The sequence below is a fragment of the Nostoc sp. genome (assembly GCF_036919615.1).
Lineage (GTDB): Bacteria > Cyanobacteriota > Cyanobacteriia > Cyanobacteriales > Nostocaceae > Nostoc.
Map to the genome: position 1 here is coordinate 136,672 of NZ_JBALCN010000041.1, position 12,030 is coordinate 148,701.

Sequence of the window (12,030 nt, forward strand, 5' to 3'; positions counted from 1 at the left end):
TCCTCGCTTCTAAATTCAACTACTTTAAGAACTGTAATGCTAAGAATGAACGGGAGAGTGACGATGTTAGGAATCTCGCATCATTTTAAAACCAATTCCATAAAAACCCAGTTTGCTTGATGTTCTAGAGGAATCTCTGTTTTTTCCAAATACGGCTTGATATCTTGAAAGCCAAATATCCGATAAAGTGCCTGTGCTTCCTTTGCAAAAGGGGCACTATCTAAACGTATCCTTGAGTAACCAATGTAGACAGCTTCATTGATGATAACTTCTAATAAAGACCGACCGATTCCTTTTCTGCGAAATTCTGGTCTTAGATACATCCTTTTAATTTCGCCAACATCTTCACCAATTTTTCGTAAGCAAGCGCAACCGGCTATTTGTGCCTCGGATTGTCCCAAAAGCAAGCGTCCTGAAGGGGGTATAAATTCGTGAAGTTGAGTCATATATTGCTCAAAGAATGTATCAATATCTAACTGGATGCCGAAGCGATGGCTGAATATCAACCTAGTCTCGTTAGAATATTCCCAAAACAGTTTCTGTATATGAGATTTATGTTCGTCAGTTTCTACCTGGATAATTTTAAGCAAAGTTTATGCCTCCGCTAAGTAATTAAATAAGAATCGGTATTAAGAGAATTTACTTATAAGTTAATTGGTGCTAATTAAAACTTAATATCGAAATCCTACCAAGGGTGAGGGACATTATACATCATAAATTTCTGTTGCAAATAGTCTGGCTAGAGCTAGCGTAAAGTGGACAATTTGACAATCTTTAATACTTAAACTACTTGGCGTATAGTCATAATCTGTCCGCACGCAAGAAAAACGCAAGACACTTGATATATGGTTCAGAATCTCGAAAGAACACGCCAGAGTGCAAGGTTTCCAGAAACTGCACCGGCTGCTAATCCCGTATTTTTTAGAACCTATAGCCGCCGTACAAAGGCAGGGTTGAGGGAAACATGGGATGAGGTATGCGATCGCACTCTACTCGGCTTAATCAAGCTGGGAAAGCTAACTCAACAAGAAGTAGCCATACTGGATCAGATGCAGCGCAACTTGAAAGCTATGCCCAGTGGGCGCTGGCTATGGGTTGGTGGTACAGACTGGATAACCAAGCCAAAGAACTTTTCCGGGGCTTATAATTGCACCTCTACCAACCTCGAAGACTGGAGCGCCTTCGGATTAATGATGGATTTGGCAATGATGGGCTGTGGCACTGGAGCCGTCCTAGAACCACAATTTATTAGCCAGTTACCCCCCATCCGTAATCGATTGAATGTCACTGTACAAGGTGAAATTGGCAGCACTCCTCAACAACAGCGACGTGAATATACTGAAACTCATATAGAAGGTAACAGCGTCACTATTCACGTTGGAGATAGCCGTGAAGGTTGGGTTGAATCATATCAAACCCTGTTGGAACTCTCCACTGATCAACAATTTTCAACAGAAGTTGAAGTATTAGTCGATATCAGCGATGTCCGCAAAGCAGGAGAAACTCTCAACGGTTTTGGAGGAGTTGCTAATCCTGTAAAATTGCCTGGACTTTATCAGGGTTGTGCATCTATTCTTAATAAAGCTTTAGGACGACAATTAAATTCAGTTGAATGCTGTCTATTAATTGATCAAGGTGCTGTCACAATTGTTGCCGGTAACATTAGGCGTTCAGCTGGCATGAGGCAAGGTTCTAGCGAAGATAGTTTGTTCGCCGATGCCAAAGATAACTTATGGCAGCAGGATGAAAGTGGCAACTGGCGAATTGATCCAGAGCGTGATGCACTCAGGATGGCAAATCATACCAGAGTTTTTCACCGCAAGCCAACCTTAGAAGAATGTATTAATGCTGTCCGCAAACAATATTATAGTGGCGAGGGAGCGATTCAATGGGCTGGTGAAGCTGTAGCGCGATCAAACATTGATTTGCTATCAACTCCTAACTTAAAAATTGATTTCTTGAAAGCTTACGAACAAGGAACAGCAAAACAGTGGTTAAAAGAACATTATCCAAATCTTGATGCTAATGAACTAGAACATCGTTTGCAGCGATATGCTTTAAATCCGTGTGGTAATTGATTTTGCCTCACGTTAAAAACCTCGCAAAAACGGGGAAAGCTGAGATGCTAATCCCGTGGTAATCAAAGGAACTAAAAAGCTTTTGACACCGTACAGCGTAGAGAGTGAAACTAGATTACACCAGAAATCGATGTCTAGAATATAATCTCTCCAAGAGTGCGGGGGCAGATGTAACAAGTCAAAAGTCAAAAGTCAAAAGCCAATTTTAACTTTGACCTTTGACTTACCCAAAGGGGGTGTCACATATGCAAAATGTACGCGGAACTACTGCAAATAATCAAGCAGTAGAGCTAGGGGATAAAAAGCCTCTAGGATAACAAATATGGAAATCATCGGTAGTAATTTTCACTGTAATTTGTCTGAGGTTCACCTTAATCAAATTGACCCATATAACTACAAAGAACAAGAAGAGGCATTTACTGCTGGAGCGCTATCTGTAGCAGCACTTCTAAATCACAAATTCCTGGAACCACGCTATCAATACAGCCGTGAATTAGACCCAATTGTGGGAGTTTCTTTTACAGGTTTATTTGATTTCTTTGTCCATGCTTTTGGTGTTGATTGGCTGCGCTGGTGGGCAGAAGGAAGACCCGCAACTGTACAAGGATTGGCTTTCAAGCGTGAGGAAGAAAAATATCTAACTTCCTGGAAAAATATTGTACATCGGGTAGTTTGGGATTACTGCGATCGCCATAATCTCAAACGTCCAAATCGTTGTACCACAGTCCAACCCAGTGGTACTAAGGCTTTATTAACTAATGCTAGTTCCGGATGGCATCCCCCGAAAGCGCAAAGATTTATTCGCCGCATCACCTTCGGAAAAAATGACCCAGTAGCCTTAGCTTGTATTGACTACGGTTACAACGTTATTCCCTCTCAATCAGACAAAGATGAACAGGGCAATTTGCTTAACGATCCCTTTGACCAAAGGGTGAGTGAGTGGTTAGTAGAAATCCCCGTTTCTGTACCTTGGGCTGATTTACCAACAGCTGATGAAATTGATGTTTCTAAGTTTTCAGTCTTAGCCCAATTTGATTTTGTCCTCCAGGTTCAACGTTGGTATGTGACTCACAACACATCAGCTACTTTGGAACTTCGCTCTGATGAAATCGAACCTTTGGCACAGCGGATCTACGAAACTATCCAGAATGATGAAGGATATATTTCAGCAGCCCTTTTAGCTCGTTTTGATGACCTGCAATCATTCCCACGTTTGCCATTTGAACCAATAGATAAACTAACCTACGATCGCTTGAATCAAGAGGTGAAAGCACGGCGGAAAACAGATGATTTCTGTGCAGTCTTAAGCCGCTACGATTTAGGCGAAATGTCAGAGGCTGGCCCTAGTGGTTGTGACTCTGATAAGTGTATGTTTCCTGATGAGCAACCAAGCTCATAAAGTGAAATGACTATCAACTTCGGGTAGGCACTATTTATCTATAACAATAAAAAGCAGTGGTTTTATATGATATTTAACCACTGCTTTTTAGATCAACTCAAATTTCCCCTTTACCCTCCTTGGTAATTATTTTGGTGGAGAAAAGCAGTACAAAATTTCTCTACATTATGATCTTTAGCAAAAGGAGTCCGCCAATGAAAGCTTACGAAATTCAAAGCAGCGCCGGGATTGATGCCCTCGCATTAGTCGATCGCCCTGAACCAAAACCAACTGCGGGACAAGTTCTGATTCAAGTCAAAGCAACATCCCTAAATTACCGTGATCTACTTATTGCCGAAGGAGCTTACGATGCTAAACAGAAATATCCAATAATTCCCGTGTGTGACGGTGTGGGGGAAGTCGTGACAGTGGGGGAAGGCATTACACGGGTGAAAATAGGCGATCGCGTCGCGGGTACTTTCTTCCAAAACTGGATTTATGGCTCTTTCACCAGAGAGAAAATGAAATCTGCTCTCGGAAGTGGTAACGATGGAATGCTGGCTGAGTATGCCGTATTACACCAAGATGATTTGGTGATATTACCAGACTATCTATCCGACATTGAAGGGGCAACTTTGCCCTGTGCAGGTGTCACAGCTTGGCATGCACTGGTGACAGAAGGCAATATTCGCGCAGGTGATAGTGTTTTATTACTCGGTACTGGGGGAGTTTCGATTTTTGCTCTCCAGTTTGCCAAAATACATGGTGCTAAAGCGATTATTACTTCCAGCAGTGATGAGAAATTGGCACGAGCTAGACAACTTGGTGCTGACGAGACAATTAACTACAAAACAACACCAGATTGGGAAAAGCAAGTTTACCAATTGACTAATCGCATAGGTGTAGATCATGTAGTAGAAGTAGGCGGTGCAGGCACTTTGCCAAAATCACTACAAGCAGTCCGCATTGGGGGACGTATTAGTTTGATTGGCGTATTATCAGGTAGAGGAAATGAAATTGACCCCAGTCCAATACTTTTTAAGAATTTAACAGTTCAGGGAATTGAAGTTGGCAGTCGGGAAATGTTTGAGGCGATGAATCAGGCGATGCAACAGCATCAAATCAAACCGATTATTGATCGAGTTTTTTCATTCACTGAAGCACGAGAAGCTTATCATTATCTCAAAAGCGCGGCTCACTTCGGTAAAGTCGTAATTAGTAATGACGCTCTCTACTAGACGCTGTGCGTAGCTTGCTTCCCCGTTCGCGTAGCGTCCCGTAGGGAAGGGGTACGCGGACTCGCTAACGTAATTCGTATTTTTCAAGAGTTAAATTATATGTTTCAAGTGAGAATTAAACTCCACTTGAAACATAATTATTAATTACGTTTAAACAGCAGCGAGAGTAGGCGCAGCGAATTTAGCATATCGCTCGATGTAGAATTCCTTAGAGTTAGCGATCGCTTTCACAGATTCACTCTCTTTCAAAGCACGTTTCCACTGGCGTACACGGGTAAATTCCTCTGGCACCCCAAAGCCGCGATACTGCTTCAGTGCAGCCCAGCGCTCAAACCAGGGGAAATAAGTGAAATCGACCAAACTGATGGATTCACCAAACCAGTAAGGGCCTTCCCCAGATAGCTTTGCCAAACCTTCGCTTTCAATGAATTCCAGGTGTTTGTATAGTTCCTGTTTAGCTTCTTCTTGTTTTTGGGGATCTGAACTCCGCAGAAGGCTAGAAAAAGCGGGAACGAACCTGGTGTTAGCAAAATCAATCCAGATGCGAGCCTGTGCCCTAGCAACAGGACTGCTGGGTAACAGTGGTGGATTGGGAAATACCTCATCGAGATACTCATTAATCACTGCTGACTCCCAAACTGGCTCATTACCATGAGTTAGTGCAGGAACTTTACCATAGGGGGATACTTTGGTAAACCCTTCAGGCTTATTCTGCAAATCAATCTCAATCAAATCGAAGTCAATGCCCTTCTCTTGGAGTACCAAACGGGTCCGGTGAGCATAAGGACAAACAACTGCACTGTATACTTTGATTTGGGCCATGTTTAAGTTCCTTGGTAATTAGCACTTGTTAATCGGCATTGGGAATTGAATTTTCATCCAAAATCCCAAATCTTAAATTGTTAGTGTCACGAAACCTCTTTGAAGCGAATGTAGCGTGAGAAATTCTTGATACTAACCAAACTTTTAAATTTGACACTAGGTAATACCATTTCTTTGTGAGGCTGCACCAAATTTTCTTGGCTTCTTATTTCTTTCTTTCTTTCTTTGTGTCCTTTGCGGTAGCCTGCGGCAAGCCGCTTTGCGTCTACGTTCCTCATTTTGTTTGGCGCATCTTCATACAGAATTGGTATATGTTTAAGGTGCTGGGTTTGGAGACTGAGTATGAACTAGATCCAATTCTTCTAAAATGTCTTTGTTGAGAACCACATTCAGACTTTCTAAATTCTCTTTGAGTTGTTCGAGTGTCGTAGCACCAATAATTGTGCTAGGCACAAACCAACGACTCCGCACGAATGCCAAAGCTAGATGCACTGGACTTAGTTGATAGCGCTTGGCAATTTCCACATAAGCTGCTACTGCTTGACCTACTTTTGGTTTCAAATAACGCTGACCAAAATTTTCAAACAAAGTGACTCTTGCATTCTCTGGTTTGCCGTTTAGGTATTTACCAGTCAAGAAACCAAATGCCAAAAGACTATAAGCTAGTAACCCAATTTCTTCCTGATAAACTGCTTCTGCTAAGGCTCCGTCAAATACTCGATTCAGTAAGTTGTAAGCATTTTGAATCGAAACAACTTTGGGCAATCCTAATTGTTTAGCAGCATTACTAAACTGGGCCACTCCCCAAGGTGTTTCGTTACTCAAACCGATATAGCGAATTTTCCCTGCCTTAATTACATCGGCAAAAACTGCTAGCTGTTCAGCGATGGGAACCGTTTTTTCCACCTGAGTTGGATCGAACACCGTTTGTCCAAACCGTGGCACGTAGCGATCGGGCCAGTGGATTTGATATAGATCAATATAATCCGTTTGTAATCTTTTTAGACTATCGTCTACAGCTTGTTTGATATTATCACGGTCAATTGCTTTGGCTCCACCACGTACCCATTTAAAGCCTCGACCAGGGCCAGCAATTTTAGTAGCTATAACAAGTTGATCTCTTTGTTGACGCTTTAACCATTCCCCAATGTAAGTTTCAGTTAATCCATAAGTTTTGCCACTTGTTGGTACAGGGTACATCTCAGCTGCATCAATAAAGTTGACTCCTTGGTCAATAGAATAATCTAGCTGCTCGTGGGCTTCTTCAATGGTATTTTGCTGTCCATAGGTCATGGTGCCTAGACAAATTTCAGAAACTTTTAAGTCACTCTTACCAAGTTGGTTATACTTCATAATTTTTGCGTTGCTTTTCAGTTTATTCAAAAATAATATTTATTTTGGATATTTTGCATTTTTCTCAAGGCGCTCTTTTTAAGTAAATTAGCTCCAAACAACACCGAATTTGGTGGTACTAAACCAATATAAGTTTTTCAGAAAATTAATATTTAGCTGATACTACTAAAAACAGATAAAGAAAACGTATTTAATGAATATAGTTGTTTATTATTGTATAGATGAACCAGATAAGTAAGCTAGTTGGGAGTAAGAAAAAATCTAAAATTGTAGTAGAAAATACTTGCTTTTATTGAGGATTTGTGAAATGGAATATTTTAGTCCTAGCATATACTACCATAAACCAATAAATTTACCGTAGTATATTAGGAAATTTTAAGATTATTTTAGAATTAAGTTTTAATAAATGTTCATATTAATATATTTAGTCCTAAGTAGCTTGCGTTTACTGCAATCAAAATATACCAACTTTACCTGCGAGAGTTTACAACATCTGGTAGCAATGACAAAGATTTAGGGTTTTAAGGATTTGTATAACCAGGAATTTTTTACTGCGATCGCTTCCAACAATACTCATGTCTATAGCAATGTGATTTAAGTAAAAAATAAATATAATTATACTGAATAATTGAAATATTTACTGGGATGTTATGGCATTTTTGATGCATTCAATTGGAGTTGCAAAGCGGCATATTAATACTTGATCTGGCGTTGCTGAATTTAGATATGAAATGCAAAAATCATCTATTTTCAACTCTTACTCTCTGTGTCTGTGCGCCTCTGCGTGAAACAAATTCGTATTCTTAATCAGCAATGCCCTTTATTTTGTTTCCTCATAAAGCAGTGATTTCTATTGTCACCACTATGGAAGATGGCTCGACAATGGAAGTTGGTTTAGTGAGCAATGAAGGCATGGTGGGTATGCCTGTGATTTTAGGAGACAACATCACAACCACAACTGCATTGGTGCAAATTTCAGACAGTGCCATGCAAATCGATGCAAATATATTCAGAAGCGAGTTCAATCGGGGTACAGCGCTTCAAAGCCTGCTGCTGCGCTATGTCCAAGGTGTATACACTCAAATAGTACAAGAATCTGCCTGCAACCGTCTTCATCAGCGACAAGAGCGGCTGGCTCGTTGGCTGCTGACAGTTTCTGACCGTCTGGAATCAAAGGAATTTCCGCTTACTCAAGAATTTATCTCACAGATTCTGGGTGTAGATAGCGCTGATATCAGCGAAGCAGCTAGTACCCTGAGCCAAGCTGGAATCATCGCCTACCACTGTGGTCAGATTAAGATCCTGAATCGAGAGGCTTTAGAAAAAACTTCCTGTGAATGTTATCAGATATTAGAAGATGAATTTATCCGTTTATTGGGCTTATTGCCCAATAAACGGCGAAAATAATTTTTTTTAAACTTCTATGTACGGAAGCGCACAGACTAAAACAAGTGTGTTAATTTAAGCTTTTTTAGATTGTTCCCATGTTTCTTTAGCAAATACACCTTTTGACATTGGGATCTGATCCTTAAATCCTTTCCTTGTGCCTTGAGTTGGCCTTTCTAGAGTCACCTACCTTAAGGAGAGTAGCTTCTAATGTCATTAGATGAAAATATCTTTCAGCAGCCAGCAAATAAGCTGCTCGCAGCTCTGCCAGCCAGTGATTATCAGCGTCTTGTCCCCCATCTAAAGCTAGTTTCGCTCGAAGTTCCGCAAATACTTTCCCAAGCAGGCGAATCAATCACACACGTTTATTTTCCTGATAAGTCAATGGTTTCTATAGTTGCCACTATGGAAGATGGCTCAACGGCAGAAGTTGGAATAGTGAGTAATGAAGGCATGATTGGTATCCCGGTAATTTTAGGAAACAAGATCACAACCACAACATCATTTGTGCAGATTTCGGGCGCTGCTATGTAGATGAATGCAGATGTACTTAAAGCCGAGTTCAATCGGGGCGGAGCGCTTCAAACCCTGTTGCTGTCCTACATACAAGCTATATACTCTGAACTGGCGCAAGGAGCTGCCTGCAACCGTCTGCATACACTGGACGAACGGCTGGCTCGCTGGTTACTGACAGTCTCTGACCGTGTGGGATCAGAAGATTTTCCGCTTACGCAAGAATTTATCTCCCAGATGCTAGGTGTACGTCGTTCCGGCGTTACAGTTGCGGCTAGTACCCTCAGCCGAGCCGGAATGATCAGCTACCACCGTGGTCATATTAGCATCTTGAACCGAGAGGATTTGTCAGCAACTGCCTGCGAGTGTTATCGAGTCATACAAAACGAATTTGCTCGCTTACTGGGCATGATGCCCAGTAAGCGAGCCGAAAAATTTTTTTGAGTTATATGTGCGAAACCGAACAGACTCGCAAAAGTCACTTGATTTAAAGTATTTTGAGCAAATTTCTCTTTTAATGTTCAGTGAGCAAAAACACTCTTAAGCCGCAAGTAAATAAGTTACTCGCGGCTTTGTCAACTAGTGATTATCAGCGTCTTGTTCCACACTTAAAGTTGGTTTCGCTTTCGACTCGGCAAGTCATTTACGAATCAAAAGAACCGATCACACAGGTCTATTTTCCCCAACACGGAGTAGTTTCTTTAGTCGCTAATATGGAAGATGGCTCGATGATGGAAGTTGGGATAGTGAGCAATGAAGGGATGATCGGTATCCCAATAATTTTAGGAGGCAAGACAACAACCACAAAAGCGTTTGTGCAGGTTTCGGGTGCTGCTATGCAGATGGATGCAGATGTACTTAAAACCGAGTTAAATCAGGGTGGGGCTATTCAAAACCTGCTGCTGCGCTATGTACAAGCTGTATACACTGAACTGGCGCAAGGATGTGCCTGCAACCGTTTTCATACACTAGAGGAGCGGCTGGCTCGTTGGCTACTGACAGTCTCTGACCGCCTGCAATCAGAGGATTTTCCGCTCACACAAGAATTTATCGCCCAGATGCTAGGTGTACGGCGCTCCGGTGTGACAGTAGCGGCTAATACCCTGAGCCGAACCGGAATGATTCGCTACCAGCGTGGTCATATTAGCATCCTTAACCGAGAGGATTTGTCAGCAACTTCTTGCGAGTGTTATCGAGTCATACAAGGCGAATTTGCTCGGTTGCTGGAGAATCAGCCAAGGCGCGATGCCAATAAATAATTTTAAGTTATTGTGTCTGAAACCGGACAGACACTTGCTAATTAGTTTCTTTAAGATTTAGTTAAGTAGGCATCAAATGGCATTTACAAATACCTGCCTTTTGATGTAATTGTTACTCCAAGTGTTTGAGCTACATGGCAGTGAAAATAATGTCTAATCAATCGATATCTTTTAAAGGTCTGCGATTGCTGGTTGTTGATGACGACCCTGATACTAGAACATTACTTACCTTTCTGTTTGAAATAGACGGAGCAGAGATTATCACGGCTGCTTCAGCAAGCGAATCTATAGCAATAATGTCATTTTTTAAACCAGACATCCTAATTAGTGACATTTATTTACCAGATGAAGACGGCTACTCACTGCTCTTGAAGGCCAGAAATCTGGAAGCAAAGCGAGGGAGAAAGATTCCAGCTATTGCTCTAACGGCATCCGCTTTTGACGAAGACCATAATCGTGCATTATTAGCAGGTTATGATATATACCGATGTAAGCCAGTAGACTTAGACGAGTTAGCTTCTGTGGTTGCTAGTTTAGCTGGACTCGAACAATACGCTTGACATATTTGGATGTAACAAGGCAGAAGCCAGTAAGCAAGAAAGCTTTGACTAAATTTTATTAATTTTGAGAAGGCAAGCGATCGCCTGGTAATTTTATACTAAGTAAGTCGGCGTTAAAAAATCAAGCTATGTAACGAAATGTAAAATCAGCGAATTGCTTATAAATTATTCATTCCAGAGTTTTTACAAAACTAAACATACATGGATTTTATCGTGCCGACTTACTTAAATCAGCGCGTTAGCGTTAGCATACCCTTACGGGGAAGCAAGCTACGCGCAGCGTCTGGTAGAGAAGAACGAGCATCACTTTTCAAGACAGACATCGCATTTTCTCAAGAATCTTTTGACTAATTTTATTTTTTATTAATTTCGCTACCAGTAAAAATTTTTTTAAAACACAGTGATATAAAATATACTAAGAATATATACAGAGAAAAATCAAGTAATTCTCTGTGAGTACTCATTTTTTCATATAAAGGGGCATATTATGGAATATCTTGCTTATTCCCACATGTTTATTGCTCAAGAAGAGGCATCTGGAAACACCGGATACAATTCCCCTAAATCTCAATGGAATTGGAGAAAACCTTTTAAATCTTCTGACATAGTTATTACTAAAGAAGAGGCATCTGGAAACAGCAAATATAAATTCAATTGGAAAAAACTGCTTAAATCTTCAGCTTGGTTAGCTTTAGCTGGCGTTGGCGTATTACTTGTTGCTGTTAGCCAAATTCAAATGAGTTCGGCTGCATATGTAAAAACTAACGGCAGTTGTTTACGTATCCGTACAGGCCCAAGCACCAACTACTCATATGTAGACTGTATATCAAATGGTGCAACACTTCCAGCAGTTGAAAGATATGAAAACGGTTATGCTAGGCTTTCTACGGGTAGATACGTTTTTGCCCGATGGATTGGTGATAAACCTAACTATCTTCCTGCGACTAGACCTGGTGGTGTTGGCGGTTCGGTGATTCTTACTCCTGGTTCTAAAGGTCTGCTTGTAAGAGACGTTCAAACAGCTTTAAGTAATCTCACAGTTGATGGAATTTACGGTCAAGAAACTGTTAGCCGAGTCCGAAGCTTTCAGGCAAGTAAAGGTCTACTTGTAGATGGTGTTGTCGGCCCCGAAACTCGATCAGCTCTGGGTATTTAGCCAGAAGCCACCTTTTGAAAATCTTCTTTCCAAGTTCTAAGCTGTTCTACATCTAGTTTGCATATCTAAATTTAATCAAAGTCTTGTGGGGTGGGCATCTTGCCTGCCCTAACCCTCTTCTGTCACTCTCCGAAAACATTTGCCATTTTTGAATTCTAGAGCTTTTGTATAGCAAGCGATCGCGCGATTCTTTTCTAATAACAAATACAAGACCCATTTTTTTCTAATAGTATAGCTTGTATTGATTGCCTCATAAGGCTTCTAGCAATCGTCCTCCCGGAAAGTGA

The 12,030-nt window shown here is 41.1% G+C and carries 9 protein-coding genes and 3 pseudogenes; 9 read left to right on the top strand and 3 right to left on the bottom strand.

Features of this window, described 5'->3' with window-relative positions; all coding sequences use genetic code 11:
• Positions 1-80: 80 nt before the first annotated feature.
• Positions 81-590, bottom strand: coding sequence for a GNAT family N-acetyltransferase (locus V7K48_RS13245; protein ID WP_335073081.1), 510 nt, complete (start codon positions 588-590; stop codon positions 81-83).
• A gap of 255 nt (positions 591-845) precedes the next feature.
• Between V7K48_RS13245 and nrdJ (V7K48_RS13250) the strand changes: the two are divergent.
• The 3 genes and pseudogenes from nrdJ (V7K48_RS13250) to V7K48_RS13260 all read left to right on the top strand — a co-directional run.
• Positions 846-2,072: pseudogene (gene nrdJ, locus V7K48_RS13250) on the top strand (ribonucleoside-triphosphate reductase, adenosylcobalamin-dependent); the annotation flags it as partial.
• Between the two features lie 331 nt (positions 2,073-2,403).
• A pseudogene (nrdJ, locus tag V7K48_RS13255) lies at positions 2,404-3,477 on the top strand (ribonucleoside-triphosphate reductase, adenosylcobalamin-dependent); the annotation flags it as partial.
• Positions 3,478-3,671: 194 nt separating this feature from the next.
• The gene (locus V7K48_RS13260; protein ID WP_335073083.1) at positions 3,672-4,694 is read left to right on the top strand and encodes a zinc-dependent alcohol dehydrogenase family protein; all 1,023 of its coding nucleotides are present in this window, start codon (positions 3,672-3,674) and stop codon (positions 4,692-4,694) included.
• A gap of 150 nt (positions 4,695-4,844) precedes the next feature.
• Here the strand turns inward: V7K48_RS13260 and V7K48_RS13265 are convergent, their stop codons facing one another.
• Together V7K48_RS13265 and V7K48_RS13270 are read right to left on the bottom strand one after the other, a co-directional pair.
• Entirely contained in the window at positions 4,845-5,516 is a 672-nt protein-coding gene (locus V7K48_RS13265; protein WP_335073085.1) for a glutathione S-transferase family protein, read from the bottom strand.
• A 315-nt stretch (positions 5,517-5,831) separates the two neighbouring features.
• Positions 5,832-6,869: an NADP(H)-dependent aldo-keto reductase gene (locus V7K48_RS13270; protein WP_335073087.1), complete on the bottom strand. Its 1,038-nt coding sequence runs from the start codon at positions 6,867-6,869 to the stop codon at positions 5,832-5,834.
• A gap of 813 nt (positions 6,870-7,682) precedes the next feature.
• Here V7K48_RS13270 and V7K48_RS13275 point away from each other — a divergent pair.
• From V7K48_RS13275 to V7K48_RS13300, 6 genes and pseudogenes are all read left to right on the top strand, one after another.
• The gene (locus V7K48_RS13275; RefSeq protein ID WP_335073089.1) at positions 7,683-8,276 is read left to right on the top strand and encodes a Crp/Fnr family transcriptional regulator; all 594 of its coding nucleotides are present in this window, start codon (positions 7,683-7,685) and stop codon (positions 8,274-8,276) included.
• Positions 8,277-8,465: 189 nt separating this feature from the next.
• Positions 8,466-9,212: pseudogene (locus V7K48_RS13280) on the top strand (Crp/Fnr family transcriptional regulator).
• An 80-nt stretch (positions 9,213-9,292) separates the two neighbouring features.
• Complete coding sequence (locus tag V7K48_RS13285; protein ID WP_335073091.1) at positions 9,293-10,027, top strand: Crp/Fnr family transcriptional regulator; 735 nt, start codon at positions 9,293-9,295, stop codon at positions 10,025-10,027.
• A 149-nt stretch (positions 10,028-10,176) separates the two neighbouring features.
• Positions 10,177-10,587, top strand: a complete 411-nt coding sequence (locus tag V7K48_RS13290) for a response regulator (protein ID WP_335073093.1) — start codon at positions 10,177-10,179, stop codon at positions 10,585-10,587.
• A 201-nt stretch (positions 10,588-10,788) separates the two neighbouring features.
• Positions 10,789-10,938 (top strand): hypothetical protein, encoded by a 150-nt coding sequence (locus V7K48_RS13295; protein WP_335073095.1) that lies wholly within the window; start codon positions 10,789-10,791, stop codon positions 10,936-10,938.
• Positions 10,939-11,074: 136 nt separating this feature from the next.
• Entirely contained in the window at positions 11,075-11,743 is a 669-nt protein-coding gene (locus V7K48_RS13300; protein WP_335073097.1) for a peptidoglycan-binding domain-containing protein, read from the top strand.
• Positions 11,744-12,030 lie beyond the last annotated feature (287 nt).

Excerpts from the sequence above, each read along its gene's own strand:
- V7K48_RS13260 (WP_335073083.1), top strand. The coding sequence starts at position 3,672 with ATGAAAGCTTACGAAATTCAAAGCAGCGCCGGGATTGATGCCCTCGCA.
- V7K48_RS13265 (WP_335073085.1), bottom strand. The coding sequence starts at position 5,516 with ATGGCCCAAATCAAAGTATACAGTGCAGTTGTTTGTCCTTATGCTCAC.
- V7K48_RS13270 (WP_335073087.1), bottom strand. The coding sequence starts at position 6,869 with ATGAAGTATAACCAACTTGGTAAGAGTGACTTAAAAGTTTCTGAAATT.
- V7K48_RS13275 (WP_335073089.1), top strand. The coding sequence starts at position 7,683 with ATGCCCTTTATTTTGTTTCCTCATAAAGCAGTGATTTCTATTGTCACC.
- V7K48_RS13290 (WP_335073093.1), top strand. The coding sequence starts at position 10,177 with ATGTCTAATCAATCGATATCTTTTAAAGGTCTGCGATTGCTGGTTGTT.
- V7K48_RS13295 (WP_335073095.1), top strand. The coding sequence starts at position 10,789 with ATGGATTTTATCGTGCCGACTTACTTAAATCAGCGCGTTAGCGTTAGC.
- V7K48_RS13300 (WP_335073097.1), top strand. The coding sequence starts at position 11,075 with ATGGAATATCTTGCTTATTCCCACATGTTTATTGCTCAAGAAGAGGCA.